Genomic DNA, 18,540 nt, shown 5'->3' on the forward strand with positions numbered 1-18,540 from the left:
ATATTACCATGTTTTAAAGGAAATATCCAAAGGTTAAAATGGCAATGAAACATAATATTAAATATGATTTCTGCTTTACGTCATTTATTACAGCGTTTACATTCCTTTTTCCTGAAATAAGCCCTGTTTTTGCAAATTATTTATTTTTCAAAAGCTACTTTCTAGTATACAGGAGTGTTCTCTATATTTTCCAGCATGAACTATTTTAATGCCTTTAATCCTTCTATCCTGCTAAAATCTCCATGCAGTTAAACTTAAATTCCCATATTGATAGCTTCTATGCAGCAGTTTTGCCTGTTTCTCCTGATGTCCTAACCCCATTGCAATAATAAACGGAATAAAATGTTCCATAGTAGGCACTGCTAAACTAGCATATGGTGCTAGACTTTTAAAATTAAATAGGGATTCTATATCCCATTTAAGAACCTTATCTTCCAGCCATTCCTCAAAGCGCACGGTCCACCCTTCTGCAACACCGATATTATATTGAAATTGCTCTAAATTATGACTTGTACCGCCGCTGCCAATAATTAAAACATCTTCTTCTCTTAATTTGGCAAGTGTTTTCCCAATCTCGTATTGATACGACAAAGGTAATTCTGGATCTATTGATAATGCAATTACGGGAATGTCCGCATTTGGATACATTATTTTTAAGGGTACCCATGCCCCGTGATCTAACCTGCGCGTATCATCCAGTACTGAATATATTCCGATTTTAGATAATAAGGTCATTATGCGATCAGAAAGCTCTATTTCCCCAGGAGCTGAGTATGTCATTTGATATAACTCATCGGGTCCTCCTGCAAAATCATAAATAATACCATTCTGCCTGCAGGCGGTTACAGCCTGTTCCCCGCTCTCCCAATGTGCGCTGAAGATGAGGATTGCCGAAGGTCTTGGAAGCTGCTGTACATAATTTTCTAAAAAAAGTGTATACGGATTTTCCTCTGTAAGGAGCAGAGGTGTTCCATGGGCCAAAAACAACGAAGGTATCATGTTTCAAATCGAATCCTTTCAGTATCTGACTATCTGTTTCTTTTACCATCACCTACTCATTATAAACATTTATTCAAATTCAAACAGACTTGACGTATTACGTCTCATGGACTTTCCCCAAATTGAACTTTTTCTGTGTATTCATTGATAGAGTCAAATTGGTATCCTTTTGCTTTAAGTCCTGTAATAATGTCAGGCAGTGCGCGAACTGTATTCTTCATACTATTAATATCATGCAGTAGAATCACAATTTGTTCTTGATCTTTGGTACCATTCAGAACATTTGAAACGATGGTTTGTTTACTGACAGATGGACTGTAGCCGTCTGTCGAATCAATGTCCCAATCAAAATAAGTGTACCCTCTTTTTTTTAGTTCGGATTTTATTGAAGCCAGCACTTCCTTTTTCGGACTGCGTTGCACTGCGAGATTCCTTGAACCGCCTGGAAAACGAACGATTCTTGAATGCACACCATACTTTTTTAGCATTTTTTCTAAAAGAGCCATGTCTGCAAAATACTTATCCCTTGACCCATATACCACTTCATAATCATGTGAGTACGTATGTAAAGCTAATGTATGACCTCTTGCCGCCATTTCCTGATAAGCCCCATCTGCATATCCTTCTTCATTGCCCATAACAAAGAAAGTGGCTTTAACGTGATATTGATCTAAAATATCTAAAATCGGCAAGGTATTTAACGATGGACCATCATCAAAGGTTAAATAAGCTGTCTTCTGTCCCTTATTTTGCCAACTCTGAAGAAGAGGTTGAATCTCCTCTGGAATAAACTCCTCTGGCTGCTGATTAGCTGCTGCAGTATCTAGCGTAAACATAAAAAATAAACAAAGTAGTAAAAGTAAACATTTCTTCATATGATTGCACCATCCTTTATTACTAAGTTGCACAGCACAAAGGATCTCATACAGAAAAATTGATAAAAAGAGCTTGAAACGTTCTCCAAACTCTTAGCTGACGATCTATTCATGTTCGTTCTTCTGAAGCTGTATTGTCCGAGGAATGGTCATTTGAAATAATCGCTTAAGCAAGATTCAACGCATTATACATCGCCATATTTACACCCTCACCAACAAATGGTGACATTACATGCACCGCATCACCAATTAATGTTACATTCGTTTTACGTTCCCATTTGAAACCAACACGTCGCTTAACAATACAATCCTCTGCATGACGGATATAGTTTTTTAATTGTTCATCCCAGTCATTGAATAATTTAAGATAGTTGCTTAGCCTCTTTTGGGTCATTAAGTGAAATGCCATATGATTATTTTCATCGTTCAAGAATCTATGCAATTTTAATTATTATACTTTCGTTAATGGCAATGTCCGATTTTTAAACAAACAATAAAAGCAGACGGTCAATTAGAGGTGCAATACCAGCACTTCTAAACCGTCTGCTTGGTGTGCATTCGGTATTCAATTAACTCATACTGGTGAATTTTTAATTCAATCGATATTAACTAGCGCACACTTTGATTTTCATTTATATACAAATAACTTTCTATTTACGCTAAAAAAGTCCCTTGTACGATGCTTTTCTAAATTCCCTCACTAAATACTATTAAAATATAATATTTAAAGGAGTTTCATTGAACATTCGCGAATTTATAATGATATATAGAGAGGAGCATCAAATATGAACCCACCAATTGCTAAAAAAATTCCTCAAACATTCGAATTACACGAGGACATTCGTCAAGATGACTATTATTGGATGAATGATAAAACGAATCCTGAGGTAATCGCCTATTTAGAGGCAGAAAACAGTTATTACAATGAAGTAATGAAACCTTTAGAAAATTCCACAACAGAATTATATGAAGCGATGGTTGCAAGTATCCCCGCTTCAGAGAGCCAGGTGCCCGTTCAAAGCGGCCCTTATTTTTATTACATACGTCAGGAAAAAGAGCTCCAGTACCCAATTTATGCAAGAAAACATGCGATAGATCGCGCTCAGTTAGCATCGGCTGAAGAAGAAATTACATTAGATTTGAATACGCTCGCTTCTGATGACGACTATTTAAGCACAACGGATATTCGTATCTCAAACGATCATCGCTACCTTGCCTATTTAGAAAACCGAGATGGCACAGATAGCTATACTTTATTTGTGAAAGACTTACATACAGGTGAGATACTTCAAGATGTTCTACCAAATGTATATATTTATAGTAGTGTTGAATGGAGTAATTGTGGAAAGTACATATTTTATGTAATATTAAACGACCTACAACGCCCTCATCAATTGTGGCGTCATGAAATTGGGACAGCAGTTACAGACGATGTTCTATTACTAGAGGAAACAGATGTTACGTTTAACTTATTTATTTCGAAGTCACAAAGCAGTCGCTTCATCTTTGCGACTTCAAAATCAACGACAACAACAGAAGTTCAACTAATCGATGCAGACAATCCATTAACGGCACCTCGCTTATTCGACGCTCGTCGTGAAGGTGTTGAATACGGTGTTGAGCATTGGGAAAATGATTTCATCCTCTTAACAAATGAGAACGCATTGAACTTTACTCTGCTACGTTGTCCAGTAGAGAACTTATCTGCGCGCACACCTATTGTGTCTTACAACGAAGCATATTTCCTTAAAGGCATCTACCCATTCAAGCACCAAGTTTATGTAACAGGACGTGCAAATGGATTAGAGCAAGTATGGCGAGTAGAGGAAAATGCGCTCGTTCAGCTTGAGTGGGACGAAGCGATTTATTCCGTATCGATGATTCAAGAGCAAGATTATGAAACAACAGAAGTGCTAATTCAATATCAATCTTATATAACACCTAAAACAACAATCAGTATAGATATCGAATCTGGTGAACGACATGTACTGCAAGAAACACCTGTTACCGGTGATTATGACCGTACGCAATATGTTCAACAGCAAGTATGGGTACCTACTGCAGAAGGCGTCAATGTTCCAGTGCTCCTTCATTATAAAAAAAATGCATTAGACAACGGTCCTGCGCCGCTTATTTTATCTGCTTATGGCTCTTACGGCTACAGCAGCGATCCATTCTTTAGCGCCTACCGCTTACCGGTGCTTGATAAAGGCGTGATTTTGGCTACTGCTCAAGTTCGTGGTGGTTCAGAACTTGGTCGATCTTGGTATTTTAACGGAAAAATGCAGCACAAGAAAACACCTTCACAGATTTCATTTCGGCTGCGGATTATTTAGTGCAAGAAGGCTTTACAACAACTGAGTTAATTGCAGGTCGTGGCGGTAGTGCGGGAGGCTTACTCATTGGGGCTGTTTCCAACATGGCAGGCGATTCCTTTAAAGTCCTTGTCCCAGAAGTACCCTTCGTTGATGTGATGACAACTATGCTAGACGAAACCATTCCATTAACAACGAGTGAATGGGATGAATGGGGTAATCCAAAAAATCGTGAAGATTATAATTATATGCGCTCATACAGTCCATACGATAATGTGGAAGCAAAAGCCTATCCGCATATGTATGTAACAACTGGCTTAAACGACCCACGCGTTGGCTATTGGGAACCAGCGAAATGGGTTGCACGCCTACGCGAACTAAAAATAGACGACAATACATTAGTACTGAAAACAAACATGGGCGCAGGGCACTTCGGCGCATCCGGTCGCTTTAATCAACTGCGTGAGCTAGCAGAAGGCTACGCCTTTATTTTTAGCAAACTAGGCGTTAAGTGAACAAATCATCTAACTGAAAAAAAGGAGGTAATCAGATGGAGTTTTCTCCATAATTACCTCCTTTTTTTATTATACAAACTCCTACCAAGAAACAGCATTGCAATGCGCGGACTCTATGTGGCAAACAAGAGATAGTGGTGGGTTTAGTGAAATTGCTCGGTTCTATTTATACACCGAGCTACTATTTTTTTGTACATCATGCGGCAGCTATTTATAAATAATTTTATATGGCCCAAGATGTTTTTTTCAAAGCTATTTCTAATATTCTAGTCCTGCAATCCCAAAACCTCCAGGTCCTGCATGGGTAGAAATCATTGCACCTGCTTGCATCCATGTTACATTTTCGAAACCTGTTTCCTTAGTGATTTCATCCATTCGTCTCTTAATACTTTCATCAAGTCCGATAGAGTAGATCAAATACAGCTGTTTTCTATCAATATCGTACTGGTTTAAGTAATCTCGCATGAGTTTTTCCGCAACCATACTCATATTCCCACGATATTTTTTAGTTGAAACAAGCTTTCCTTCTTTTAATTCGATGCAGGGCTTAACTTTTAACAAGGACCCACCAATATAAGCTACGTTGCTTACCCGTCCACCTGCTCTTAGAAAGTCTAAGCTACCAGGAATGAAAGCAAGCTTTGTTTTAGGAACCACGGATTCTATTTTTTCTATTAAGTGTACATGACTAATGGAAGGTTCTTCCTCAAGCATAGTTACCGCATACATGACGATTGCAGCTAATCCACCTGTAACGTTTAGGGTATCAATTAGGAAAAGATCTTCAAAATCTTCCGCGGCAATTAACGCACTTTGAAAGGAAGCAGATGCTTTTGACGTATATCCAATGTGAATAATGATACTATCAGGAAAATTCACTCTAATTTTCGTAAATAACTCATGATACTCATATACATTTGTCGCTGTTGTAGATGGTATTTTTTTGGTACGACTATAATAATCAAAAACTTCCTCTACAGATAACTGCCCATCTAAATAATCTTTGCTATCCATGATGACGTGCATCGGCACTACTTGTATTTGATGTTTTTCAACCAGGTCTTCCGGTAAATCCGCTCCACTCTCTGTCGATAAAATAATCTTTCTCATTAGACATTCCTTTCAACTAACGCAGCCATTCCTGCGTACTTATTTATTTTATTTATCCTAAACATACACTAAAAGGGGAAGTTATCCAGTAAAATAGTCAGAAAATTTACGAAAGTATGAACTATCAACACTCAACTAACAAAAAGGGCATTTATTAAAACCTCGATTACCTTCTCATTTTTTTAAATATTTTTACATATTCCTCTTCCTCTAAAGAATTAAATGATCAATTTTTTATTGTTAAAAAATCAATGAAGTGCATAAAAGATTATTTCTCTTGCTTCGCCTATGGTTAAATGGTTAATTTCTTCTTCATTAAACGAAATGTATTTTTTTGCCAATAAAAAAAACCTCCCCTTCATTTAATTAGTTTTAACTAAATGAAAGAAAGATCTATATATTCTACAGATGGTTTTATCTCTTAGAATTGATTCTTATTCTAAACCTAAGATAAAGCTCCAATTGAACCAGAAACCCACTGTAACTCTCATCATCGTTCTACATTAAAGTACCGAGCCTGTGGATGGGCAAATACCATAGCGGACACAGATGCTTCCGGATCCATCATACAGCCCTCAGTTAACTGAATGCCAACATCTTCTGGTTTAAGCAAACGGAATAACTTTTCCTGATCTTCGAGATTTGGACAGGCTGGATAACCGAATGAAAAACGTTGACCAGTGTATTTAGCTGCAAAACGGTCCTTCATCGTCATATCAATCGGATCGCTGATATCTTGGTCATCCCGCATCAGCTGATGCAGCCGTTCCGCAAATCCCTCAGCTGTTTCTAGTGCAAGTGACTGGATTGCATGGCTTTTTAGGAAGTCGCCTTCCGCTTTCCATTTCTCAGCATACTTTCTAACATGCTTCCCTGCTGATACCACAAAAAATCCTGCATAATCCATCACTCCCGAGCTGACAGGTTTTAGAAAGTCAGCAAGGCATAAATTCGGGCTTGTTTCCTGCCGTGGAAAATCAAACATTTCGAGTATTTCATTATGGTTCTCTGGGTTGTATATGATTATTTTATTTCCATCACTCTGGGCAGGGAAAAATTGATAAACGGCATTGATTGTATATTCCTCTTGATTCTGTAAAAACATGATTAGTTCATCAACTAAGTTATTTAAAGCAACTGCCTTATTGTCTCCTGCTTTAACCAGCTCAGCAACCTTTCCTTTCAACCCCAAGTGATGCCCGATCAACATTTGTCTATTAATATAAGGACCCACCAGTTTGTATGGATAATTCCGCAGAACATGGCGTTTTAGGTCAACTGGCTTTTGCACAGGTGCTGGTTCGATTGCAGGTGCTGTTGAGAGTTTTGGTTTGGGTTTAGGCAGCGCAGCAGCGGCAATTGCATTTTCTTTTGCTTTTTGACGTCTGCTTTCATGCTGTTCAAGAAAAATCACCTTTTTCTCTTCATCATGCAGCGAGTTAGCCGTTGCAAGTCCGTCCATTGCATCTTTAGAATAAATAACGGATCCTCCATATTCAGGAGAAATCTTGAAATCGGTAAATTTACGTGACAGCGCAGCACCACCTACCAGTATCGGTAAGTCAATATCCGCCTGCTTTAAATCTTGAGCAGTGAGTACCATTTGCTGAGCCGATTTAACAAGTAATCCTGATAAGCCAATTGCGGTCGGTTGATGAAGTCTTACTGCTTCAACGATACTTTGCGACCCCACCTTTATCCCTAAATCTACCACCTCATAGCCATTATTAGATAGAATAATTTCCACTAAGTTTTTTCCTATATCATGGACATCTCCTTTAACCGTAGCAAGCAGAATTTTCCCTTTTTTGCTGCTCTGGGCTTCTGCTGTCATATGGGGCTCAAGATGGGCAACTGCAGCTTTCATCGCCTCAGCACTTTGCAGCACTTCGGCAACAATCAGCTGATTATCATTAAACAAACGACCCACTTCACTCATTCCATCCATCAACGGACCATTAATGATTTCAAGCGGTGCCTTTCCTTCCTGAAGAATGAGGTCTAAATCAGGGACCAGGCCTTCCTTCGTTCCTTCAATAATATAATTAGCCAGCCTCTCCTTAAGTGGAAGCTTCGCGATATTTTCCTTTTTTTCTGCTTTCTTTCCTCGGTAAAACTCTGTGAATAAGGCTAGTGCCTTGTCTGTTGTTTTAAAAAGCAGTTCCTCAGCGAGCGCTACTTCATCCGCTGGTATGGAAGCAAACCGCTCAAGTTTTTCAGTATTCACGATGGCATAATCAAGCCCTGCCTTTGTACAGTGATAGAGATAAACGGCATTTAGTATTTCTCGTCCTCTTCCAGGAAGGCCGAAAGAAACATTTGATATTCCAAGAATAGTCTGGCAATCTGGCAGATTGTCTTTAATCATTTGGATTCCTTTAACTGTTTCTAAGGCAGAACCAATATACTGTTCGTCCCCAGTCCCTACTGGAAAGACCAATGGATCAAAAATAAGGTCCTTTGGATTGAGCTTGTATTTATTGACAAGTAAGTCTACTGAACGTTTGGCTATTTCTAGTTTTCGTTCTGCACTTACTGCCATCCCTACTTCATCAATGGTCCCGACCACAACCGCCGCTCCATATTGATGGATAAGCGGGACGATTTTTTCAAATCGCTCCTCCCCATCTTCTAAATTGATGGAGTTAATGATCGCTTTCCCTTGAGAATGTTTCAACGCTTGTTCAAGCACCGCTTCATCTGTTGTATCAATTACCAATGGAACTTTAATTTTTTTTACGACCTCAGTGACAAACTCCTTCATATCACCGAATTCATCGCCATCAGGGTCTGCCAGACAAATATCAATCACATGTGCCCCTTTTTTCACTTGAGCGCGGGCTATTTCGGCAGCTTGTTCATAATGTTTACCGCGAATTAGTTCCTTGAATTTCCTTGAACCAATCACATTCGTACGCTCTCCGACGAATAGAGGACGCATGGAGTCATCATAAAGCAATGGTTCAATTCCGCTCACAGCATGCGTATGCGGCTCATCAGGCACCGATCTAGGCCTAATATCTCTTATCGCAGCTGATAGCTTTTCAATATGTGCCGGTGTTGTGCCACAGCATCCGCCAATGATATTTATCCAGCCCTTTTCTGCAAATTGTTTCATTTTTTGAGCAAGTGAGTCCGGCGTTTCGTGATAATGTCCTTCTTCATCCGGAAGACCTGCATTTGGATAACAGCTGACGGCTGAATTAGACAGCCCAGCGAGTGTTCGAATATGATCAATCATAAATTCCGGACCTGTTGCACAATTTAGACCGACTGCTAGTGGCTTCATGTGCTCACATGAGAGATAAAAAGCTTCAATAGATTGACCTGCAAGGGTGGTTCCCATCGGTTCAATTGTTCCTGAAATAATGATTGGAATTTCTTTTCCAACTTGTTTAAAAGCTTGTTTAATCCCCGAAAATGCCGCCTTCACATTTAACATATCTTGACATGTCTCCACTAGAAGTAAATCAACACCGCCGTCAATTAGTCCGCGAGCTTGTTCTTCATATGAAGCGGTTAAGCCGTCAAATGTAGCACCGCCGGTAACCGAAAGCGTTTTTGTTGTCGGTCCCATGGAACCTGCCGTATAACGCGGCCATTCAGCCGTAGAGTATGTCTCACAAGCCTTACAGGCAAGTTCGGCAGATCGTTTATTTAATTGATAAGCAAGGCTGCCAAGATTGTATTCATCGAGCACGATATCGGTTGCCCCAAAAGTATTCGTTTCAATGATATCTGCTCCTGCTTTTAGATAGGCTTCATGAATGGATTGAATGGTATCTGGGATCGTAATGGATAAATATTCATTACACCCCTCAAATTCTTCGCCTCCAAAATCTTCTGCTGTTAAATTTTCATTTTGAATCATCGTTCCCATTGCTCCATCTAAGAGGAGAATCTTTTGAGATAGTACTTCATTTATCGTAGGTTTATTCATGTTCTATCACCTCTGCTGGTTTCTCTTTGTCTGTTGTGCGGATATATTGTGTAAGCTGTGCTGTCATGTCGTAACGTAAAAATGGGGTAATTAAATAGATTCCTTTAAATCTCTCCATTGTTGCATCAATCAATTCCTTAGCAATAGCATTTGCTTCGATCTTAGCTTTAACAGGATCGTTCCCCGCTGAAGCCATTGATGCTCGAACCGAATCCGGTAATTTAATTCCTGGGATTTCATTATGAATGAATTCGGCATTACGTGAACTTGTCAGAGGCATAATACCTAGAAAAACAGGCGTATCTAAATGTTTGGTTGCTTGATAGACATCTTCTATTTGACTTGTGGAATAAATAGGCTGCGTTAAAAAGGATTGGGCTCCGCAAGCTATTTTCTTTTCAAGCCTTTGTACGGCTTTATCTAAGTATTTCACATTTGGGTTAAAAGCCGCGGCAATTTTAAAGTTAGTCCGCTGTCCTAAACTTTGACCTGAGTAAGATAAGCCTTCATTAAATTGTTTGATTAAACTGATTAAATCAAATGAGGATAAATCATAGACAGATGTAGCCCCCGGAAAATCCCCTATTTTAGATGGATCTCCAGTAATAACTAATACTTCATTTAACCCGAGTGTCTGTAATCCCATTAAGTGAGATTGCAGTCCGATTAGATTTCGGTCTCGACAGGTGATGTGAATGAGCGGATTCATATTAAGCTCATTTTTCATCTTGATCCCAAGAGCCAGATTGCTGATTCTCGGACTTGCAAGTGAATTATCTGCCAGTGTAACCGAATCCACACCTGCATCCCTTAGAGATGTTGATCCCGCCATAAATGCCTCGATTCCTAGTTTTTTAGGCGGATCTAGTTCGACCAAAATTGTTCGTTTTGTTTTTGCCTGCAGATGAATGGCTGGTATTTGATCCTTTTTATCGACTTCAATAATCTCAATTTGACGAGCCTTACTAGCTTTTTCCTTAATCGGCGCCAATGTTCCCAGCGCTTTTTTTACCGCTCCAATATGCTTAGGTGTTGTCCCACAACAACCGCCGATAATTGAAGCTCCCTGTTCACGTAATTTCAACGCACTTGAGCCGAAATATTCTGGAACAGCCTCATAGACAAGGCGCCCATCGACGTATTCCGGAAGGCTGGCGTTCGGATACACGGCAATACCTGCGTTCTTTGGCAGCGGTACTTCTTCTAACGAACGTATCATATGATGCGGCCCTAATCGACAGTTCAATCCGACAACGTCTGCCCCTAGTGCATCTAGTCTTGAAAAGGCTTCATTGAGATGGAGGCCATTTTGCAGATACCCTATTTCATGCAGCGAAACATTTGCGATAATGGGGAGCCCCGTTTCTTTTCTAGCAATCTGGAGCACGGTTTCTAACTCATCTAAATCGTAATAGGTTTCAAGAATTAATCCATCTGGACCCTCCATTAATAAACTATAGAGCTGCTCTCTAAAGCTTCGTTTTATTTCTTCTATATCCAAGTCATTTTTACGAATACTCCGCAGTGCCCCAATGGTTCCGAAAACAAATGCTTGTTTGGAAGCAGCTTTTTTAGCTAGTTCTACACCTTTACGATTAATGACACTCACTTCATCTTCTAAGCCATACCGTTTTAATTTATGATAGTTGGCACCATAGGTATTAGATTGAAGAATATCGGCTCCTGCCGCTGTATACGCACGGTGAATCGCCTCAATTTGATCAGGGTCTGTTGTATTCATTTCCTCGTAGCAATGATCGATTCCATGTGAATATAATAATGTTCCCATTGCCCCTTCCCCAACCAAAACTCTTTTTGATAATTCTTGGCGAAAATCCATCTATGCACATCTCCTTGTTTTGTCCTTTCTCTTTTAGAAAGAATCATGTCATTTAGCATTATATGAAGAAAAATAAAAAAAGCCATCTTTAAAGAAGAAGGCTTTTCCTGAAACATTCTCCTCATCTATCAAGCACTGCTTGCTGGATTTAGCACCTTTGCCATAGCCGGTTGCTGAAGTTTCAAAGGGCCAGTCCCTCCACTTCTCTCGATAAGATTCCTATGAAATTTTCTAGTACTCGTTTATATAATATATCTAATTTACATGAATAATAAGAAAATTTCAATAGTTTCTTAACGATTACTCAGCATCTATTAAAAAAAACGTCAGAAGTTTAATTACTGCCCTATAGGTAAATATATAAATAGAACCGCAGAATAGCTGGAGGTGAAGGAATGCTAGAAATTTTAGCAAAGCAGTTTCGAAAACCCGAAGGATTACTGGGGAAAATTGTCGGTAAGATTATGTCCATGGATAATCGTAAGATCAATACATGGACCCTGAATAGGCTGCAAATTAAACCCGGGGACATTATTTTAGAAATCGGGTTTGGACCGGGTGCTGCTATTGAAGATATGTTTAAGAGACAACGAAATTTACGGATTGATGGTATAGATCTCTCACATGATATGCTGAAGGCTGCTTCTACACGAAATTTGGATGCCTTAAAAAAGAAAAAACTACGCTTATTCGAAGGTGATCTTCTAGAGATCGAAGAAGATTTTTATCAATATGACAAAGTCGTCTCGGTTAATAACTATCCATTATGGAAAGACAAACAGAATTCTCTTAAGCGAATTTTTCAACTGATGAAGCATAACGGCATCATTGCCATTACGGTTCAACCGCGGGAGGATGATGCATCCCGAAAAAAGACATTTGCTCATGCACATGAGATCGAACAAGCTTTATACCTTGCTGGATTCCGTAATATTTCAGTGAAATTCAAAAAAATAGCACCAGAACTTACTGTCTGTGTAACAGCTGTTTGTAAAAAATAGACGATCAGAAGTTGGGGACTGAATCCCAACTTCTCTATGTTTTATCCTTCCTGCTCCATCAGGGCCAGTTGTTTTTTTTCTACTCTCTTTTTCCAATCGTCTGCTAGTGAATCCAGCATCAGCATTCCTTCAATATCAGCTTGATTCCCTTCATTATGCAGCAGTATTCGATTTCCCCGCTCAATTGTATAGGCTTCCTGAACCCTTTCCTTTAGAATGATGTCTGATTCACCCTCAATCGTACCTTCTTCAATGACCCTTGCAAAATATCCGGTGTACCCTGTTTCCATAGTCCTTTTCAAAAAAGTCGGAACATCATTAAAATCTGAAATGGTCGCACAAGGAATTCGACCTTGACAGATTTCAACTATACTCGTTCCTATTTGATAGATATCTCCGAAATAAACCTCTGATTCTTTCATACCTGATACCGTTAAATTTTCTCCAAAGGCCGGTCTTTTCAGAACTTTATCGAATTCCTGCTCCCATTGAAGATAATGCTCATTGGGATAAAAACATACTGCCCGATCGGAGCCGCCATGATGCCTCAAATTGCCCACACCATCTCCGGTAAATCCTCTCTGAGACAGATAAATATTTTGAACAGTTTGTTTATCCATTCCCGTAATTAAAGATCTGCCTGACAGCGTTTCCAGCTTAGGTTCACCAATATGTATCCCTTTAATTTTTCGTGTACCCATCAACAATTCCCCCAGACTTATTAACTGTTTACCGAAAAGGATTGTCTCGAACGATCCTATTATGTTATTATAAATTTACAATATCTAGTTGACTAGCTGCAAATTCAACTAGATATTGATTATATTCATTTTCTCTGCTAATTATGAAACGAAATTTAAAGGGGGAGCATCTGCTCCCCCTTTTTTCTGCTGATTATTTAAATGATTGAGCTGCTTTGACTGCTTTTTTCCAACCACCGTATAATTCTTCACGATTCTCTTCATCCATGCTTGGTACAAATTCCTTCTCAAGTTTCCATTGTGCAGCAATTTCCTTGGAATCCTTCCAATAACCTGTCGCCAGACCTGCTAAATAGGCCGCTCCTAGTGCCGTGGTTTCATTAATAGCAGGGCGTTCTACTTCTACAGACAGCATATCGCTTTGGAATTGCATCAAGAAATTATTCTTGACTACTCCACCGTCCACACGCAGTTTTTTCAAATGGATTCCTGAGTCGGCTTCCATCACATCAAGCACATCCCGGGCTTGATAGGCAAGCGATTCAAGCGTTGCTCTGATAAAATGTTCCTTAGACGTCCCTCTAGTTAGCCCAAACACAGAACCTCTGACATCACTGTCCCAATACGGAGTTCCTAAACCAACAAAAGCTGGCACCACATAAACACCATCAGAAGAGGTAACCTTATAGCAATATTCTTCGCTGTCACTGGTATCTTTCAGCATTCGCATCCCGTCTCTCAGCCATTGTACAGCCGAACCGGCAACAAACACGCTTCCTTCCAAAGCATAGGTTACTTTCCCATCTATTCCCCAGGCAATCGTGGTGAGCAGTCCATGTTTTGACTCAACCGCTTTATCACCTGTATTCATCAGCATGAAGCAACCTGTTCCATACGTATTTTTTCCCATTCCTGGCTCGAAACAAGCTTGGCCAAATAATGCTGCTTGCTGATCACCAGCAGCACCTGCAAGGGGAATTTGCTGTCCAAAGAAATGCGTTTCATCTGTACAACCGTAAATTTCAGAAGATGACTTGACTTCAGGAAGCATGGATTTAGGAATATCAAGTATCTCAAGCAATTCCTCATCCCACTGAAGATCATGGATATTAAACATCAATGTCCTTGAAGCATTTGAATAATCAGTCACATGAGCCTTACCAGCGGAAAGTCTCCAAATCAACCATGTTTCGATGGTTCCAAACAATAACTCACCATTTTCAGCCTGTTCTCTAGCACCTTCGACATGATCTAGTATCCATTTCACCTTGGTCCCTGAAAAATATGAATCTAGTCGCAGACCTGTTTTCTTTCTAAATGTATCTTCATACCCTGCTTCTTTTAGGTCTGTACAGATACTCGCTGTTTGGCGTGATTGCCAAACAATAGCATGATAGATTGGCTTACCAGTTTTTTTATTCCAAACGACTGTCGTTTCTCTTTGATTCGTAATCCCAATACTATCGATTTGCGTCGGTTTTATATCACTATCGGACAAACATGTTGCAATAACGGCTAAAACGGATCCCCAAATTTCGTTAGCGTCATGCTCCACCCAACCCGGCTCAGGAAAATACTGTTTAAATTCTTGTTGTGACACATGAACCATTTCCCCTGCTTTATTGAATAAAATGGCTCTTGTACTTGTCGTACCTTGATCAATTGAAAGTATATATTTCTCCACTACATTACAACCCCTTAAACAATTTCTTCCTGTATGATTGTAGAAGATTTCTTTTATTTAAGCAAAGAATATGTTTTTGATATAATAAAAACCGAACGAATAAGCTCGTCCGGTTCCTATAATTATGCTTCTTTTTTTCTAGGGGCTGCTTTTTTACGTGTGCTGGTTTTTTTCGTTTGTTTCCCCGCAGGTTTTGTCCGGTCAATTGACGCCTGTAAGGCAGCCATCAGATCTGTTACATTTGAAGCAGCTTGCTTCGGTTGCTTTGCACTGACCACTTTTTCCCCAGTCTTTTTCGATTCAATCAGCTCCATTAATGCTGTCCGGTATTCATCATGATATTTATCTGGAACAAATTCTGTCGTTAATTGATCAATTAGCATAATCGCTGTATCAAGTTCCTTCTTTACGACATTTTCCCCTGATGGGATATTTGGCACATCCTCCGTTTGACGTACTTCATCCGGATAATGAATGGTTTCCATCAATAATGTCTGATCAAGTACGCGGATCACAGCTAAGCTTTCCTTCGAGCGTATGATAATTTTCGCCAATCCAACTTTCCCTGAAGTCTCCAGAGCTTGTCGTAATAACGAATATGCCTTACTTCCGCCTTCATTAGGAGACATATAGTAGCTTCTGTTGAAATAGATTGGATCGATTTCTGTAATCTTAACAAAATCGATAATTTCAACCGCTTTATCTTCATTTTCTTTTTTCAGTTGAGCTAACTCCTCATCCTCAAGAACAACAAACTTCCCTTTCGTATATTCATATGCTCTGACGATATCATCTTTGCCCACTTCCTTCTTACAAACGGGGCAGACTTTTTCATATTTTATTGGTGAATGACATTCCTTATGCAACGTTCGTAAGGAAATATCTTTATCTTCAGTAGCTGCATGGAGTTTAATTGGAATATTAACTAATCCAAAGCTAATGCTCCCCTTCCAAATTGTATGCATCGTGTCACCCTCTTCATAAATTTATTGGTTATCTCAATTTTCTCCAAATTCTTTGAAAGTTATTCTTTATCTCTTGGATTGATTTTTTTATGATGTGGAAACACTATTTATGAAGATAAAGGGAGGAATTTATATTGAAACCAATGCTGCCCACCTATCGAGATGATGCTCCCAAGGGGACAGACTGGCTTTTCGAGCCGAAATTTGATGGGTTTCGCGCGATATTAACCCTGTCAAAACATCATATTTCTTTAATAAGCAGAAATGGAAAAGAATTATTACCACAATTCCCTGAAATTGAAGCGTTTATCAACTCCATCCTACCTAATATAGAAAAGGAGCTGCCGCTCGTATTCGACGGGGAATTAGTCTGGCTGGAAAACCCTTATAAATCTAATTTCATGCAAATGCAGTGGCGTGGACGACTGCGGAATGTCGAATTAATTACAAAGGCAGCGACACTGTCTCCTTGTACCCTTCTTGCTTTTGATTTATTACAGATAAAAGGCAAAAGCATCATGGATTTGCCTTATGTAAAACGAAAAAGCCTTCTCTTCGGTTTTGGTCAAAAACAAAAGCTGCCATTATTACCAGAGCCTATGCATGATGCAAGAATACAACTTGTCCCAAACAGCGAAACGTTTGACTTCATAAAAGAACAAATACTGCTTCACGATGGAGAGGGAATTGTCGCGAAAAACGCTCAAAGTTCTTGGCAAGAAGGTAAGCGCACCGAAAACTGGTATAAACTAAAAAACTGGCGAACCGTAACCTGTTTCATCACCGCCCTTGATAAAGAAAATAAATATTTGACGTGCGGTGTCTATAAAGCTGACGAAATCGTTAAAATTGGACAAGTAAAAAACGGCATCCAGCCTTCAGAAAAAGAAATCATACGAACCCTTGTTAAAAACAATGCACATTCAGAAGACGACCGCTATTACTTCATGGACCCTTCTCTTTGTATCTCTGTTCATTTTCTGCATGCCTATGATCAAGATCATCTACGGGAGCCTCAATTCGACCGTTTCGTCCTAGATCAAGTTCCCCAGAACTGTACATGGGAAGCATTCACAACTGCTCAATATACGTTTCCAGAAACCGTAACGGTTACCTCTCCAGATAAACCAATTTGGGAGTTATCTACCCAAACCGTGACCAAAGTGGACTATCTGCAATACCTACGAATTATCTCAAGCTGGTTTCTTCCGTTTCTTCAGAATCGTTCGCTTACCTCTATCCGTTATCCGCATGGCGTACTAGGCGGCGAACGATTTTTCCAAAAAAATGTGCCTGAATATGCACCCGATTTTGTGAAGACCGTGCTAGAGTCTGATCATGAAGCTATTCTTTGTAATGATCTTCAAACATTACTCTGGCTCGGAAATCAGCTTGCTATCGAATTTCACACCCCTTTTCAGAAATCAGGAAAAATAATGCCTGACGAACTTGTACTAGATCTTGATCCGCCCGGGCATGGTCACTTTCATTTAGCCATCAAAGCCGCTCTCATTATTAAAGGCACCTTGGACACATTAAATCTTTCAGCCTTTGTTAAAACATCCGGAAATCGAGGACTACAGGTGCATATTCCCTTACCGGCAGATGTTTTTTCATACAATGATACAAGAATGTTCACCGAATTTTTAGGCGACTACATAACAGGAGCCTATCCAGATGATTTCACGACCGAACGAATGATCAAAAAAAGAGGCACTAGGCTCTATCTCGATTTTGTCCAACATCATGAAGGAAAAACACTAATAGCCCCCTATTCACCACGCGGCAATAACTTTGCCGGTGTCGCAACACCGCTTTATTGGGACGAACTCCAAGATCACATCCAAATTACGGACTACACGATCCTTACTGTCCCAGAAAGAATTAGAAAACTCGGCTGCCCTTTTGCCGAAATGGAAAAAGCACGATCCCAACAGCCTTTCGGAGAAGTCCTCGCCTTTTTAAAGCAAAACCGCCTCAAGCCTCATCAGAATTAAAAGACCAGCTGCCAGCTGGTCTACATTGTTTGTATTGAGGGGGCTTTCATAGGTTATGGCTTTGTTTTAAGGTTAATCCCGTCTGGAGATTTATATTCCTCACGCTGTATTTAGATTTTAAAAATACTTTGAAGCTAAACATGAAATAGTGGAAAATTATGGACAATTATTATCTGCTAGCTTTGTGAATATTATTCCACTTCGCTATTCTGAATGGTCCAAACCGCAAACACAGAGACATCGCAAAAATGACTCCGCTATATTCAAATCCTTTTAGTTATTTCAATTGAATGATCAAACTCTATGTATTGTTTTAAACATCTTAATTTTTTAAAGTTTGAATGCTGATTATGTTTTCGGCTATATGAGATTGGTATAGGCTATATTTAGCCGAAGGAGTTTAATGTCTTTAAGATATTCTTTTCCTCTTGAATAGTCTTCTGTCTAGATTCAATTCATTTCTCCCCCATTATATAACCTAGGATTCATTTCTTATGTTCTATCCTGAAGATTATGGTAATCTATACCTATAATTACATAAATAGACTTTTTTCTACTGTTTTTATCTTTTCCCTAATCCAATCCAAATTTTAACCTA

The 18,540-nt window shown here is 39.4% G+C and carries 12 protein-coding genes, 1 pseudogene and 1 riboswitch; of the genes and pseudogenes, 4 read left to right on the plus strand and 9 right to left on the minus strand.

The genetic code is table 11. From position 1 onward, the window contains the following. Window positions 1–231 precede the first annotated feature (231 nt). From WYK_RS01650 to WYK_RS01660, 3 genes and pseudogenes are all read right to left on the minus strand, one after another. Window positions 232–999 (minus strand): DODA-type extradiol aromatic ring-opening family dioxygenase, encoded by a 768-nt coding sequence (locus WYK_RS01650; protein ID WP_040372713.1) that lies wholly within the window; start codon window positions 997–999, stop codon window positions 232–234. Window positions 1,000–1,103: 104 nt separating this feature from the next. Further along, complete coding sequence (locus tag WYK_RS01655) at window positions 1,104–1,874, minus strand: polysaccharide deacetylase family protein (protein ID WP_051387255.1); 771 nt, start codon at window positions 1,872–1,874, stop codon at window positions 1,104–1,106. Window positions 1,875–2,043: 169 nt separating this feature from the next. Further along, window positions 2,044–2,241 (minus strand): annotated as a pseudogene (locus tag WYK_RS01660) (FAD-dependent oxidoreductase); the annotation flags it as partial. A 418-nt stretch (window positions 2,242–2,659) separates the two neighbouring features. On the opposite strand from WYK_RS01660, the gene WYK_RS01665 reads away from it, so the two are divergent. Together WYK_RS01665 and WYK_RS25360 are read left to right on the plus strand one after the other, a co-directional pair. Next, window positions 2,660–4,210 carry a S9 family peptidase gene (locus WYK_RS01665; protein ID WP_235782411.1) on the plus strand — a complete coding sequence of 517 codons (1,551 nt, stop codon included), beginning with the start codon at window positions 2,660–2,662 and terminating at the stop codon, window positions 4,208–4,210. Beyond that, complete coding sequence (locus tag WYK_RS25360; protein ID WP_235782412.1) at window positions 4,210–4,704, plus strand: prolyl oligopeptidase family serine peptidase; 495 nt, start codon at window positions 4,210–4,212, stop codon at window positions 4,702–4,704. Before WYK_RS01665 ends, WYK_RS25360 begins: the two co-directional genes overlap by 1 nt. Window positions 4,705–4,962: 258 nt before the next feature. Here the strand turns inward: WYK_RS25360 and WYK_RS01670 are convergent, their stop codons facing one another. From WYK_RS01670 to WYK_RS01680, 3 genes are all read right to left on the minus strand, one after another. Further along, window positions 4,963–5,814, minus strand: a complete 852-nt coding sequence (locus WYK_RS01670; protein WP_040372715.1) for a DegV family protein — start codon at window positions 5,812–5,814, stop codon at window positions 4,963–4,965. 490 nt (window positions 5,815–6,304) lie between these two features. Beyond that, window positions 6,305–9,754 (minus strand): methionine synthase, encoded by a 3,450-nt coding sequence (gene metH / locus WYK_RS01675; RefSeq protein ID WP_040372717.1) that lies wholly within the window; start codon window positions 9,752–9,754, stop codon window positions 6,305–6,307. Further along, complete coding sequence (locus WYK_RS01680) at window positions 9,747–11,594, minus strand: bifunctional homocysteine S-methyltransferase/methylenetetrahydrofolate reductase (protein ID WP_040372718.1); 1,848 nt, start codon at window positions 11,592–11,594, stop codon at window positions 9,747–9,749. Before WYK_RS01680 ends, metH begins: the two co-directional genes overlap by 8 nt. Window positions 11,595–11,712: 118 nt before the next feature. Then, window positions 11,713–11,811: riboswitch (SAM riboswitch) on the minus strand. Window positions 11,812–11,989: 178 nt separating this feature from the next. On the opposite strand from WYK_RS01680, the gene WYK_RS01685 reads away from it, so the two are divergent. Beyond that, window positions 11,990–12,595 carry a class I SAM-dependent methyltransferase gene (locus WYK_RS01685; protein WP_040372720.1) on the plus strand — a complete coding sequence of 202 codons (606 nt, stop codon included), beginning with the start codon at window positions 11,990–11,992 and terminating at the stop codon, window positions 12,593–12,595. Window positions 12,596–12,636: 41 nt separating this feature from the next. Here the strand turns inward: WYK_RS01685 and WYK_RS01690 are convergent, their stop codons facing one another. The 3 genes from WYK_RS01690 to ku all read right to left on the minus strand — a co-directional run bounded on the left by WYK_RS01690 (window position 12,637) and on the right by ku (window position 15,945). Further along, the gene (locus tag WYK_RS01690; RefSeq protein ID WP_040372721.1) at window positions 12,637–13,296 is read right to left on the minus strand and encodes an MOSC domain-containing protein; all 660 of its coding nucleotides are present in this window, start codon (window positions 13,294–13,296) and stop codon (window positions 12,637–12,639) included. 193 nt (window positions 13,297–13,489) lie between these two features. Beyond that, entirely contained in the window at window positions 13,490–14,980 is a 1,491-nt protein-coding gene (glpK, locus tag WYK_RS01695) for a glycerol kinase GlpK (protein ID WP_040372722.1), read from the minus strand. 122 nt (window positions 14,981–15,102) lie between these two features. Beyond that, window positions 15,103–15,945, minus strand: a complete 843-nt coding sequence (ku, locus tag WYK_RS01700; RefSeq protein ID WP_040372723.1) for a non-homologous end joining protein Ku — start codon at window positions 15,943–15,945, stop codon at window positions 15,103–15,105. Between the two features lie 143 nt (window positions 15,946–16,088). On the opposite strand from ku, the gene WYK_RS01705 reads away from it, so the two are divergent. After that, window positions 16,089–17,942 (plus strand): DNA ligase D, encoded by a 1,854-nt coding sequence (locus WYK_RS01705; protein ID WP_235782413.1) that lies wholly within the window; start codon window positions 16,089–16,091, stop codon window positions 17,940–17,942. Window positions 17,943–18,540 lie beyond the last annotated feature (598 nt).

It is taken from the genome of Peribacillus psychrosaccharolyticus ATCC 23296, from assembly GCF_000305495.1.
GTDB classification, from domain to species: domain Bacteria; phylum Bacillota; class Bacilli; order Bacillales; family DSM-1321; genus Peribacillus; species Peribacillus psychrosaccharolyticus.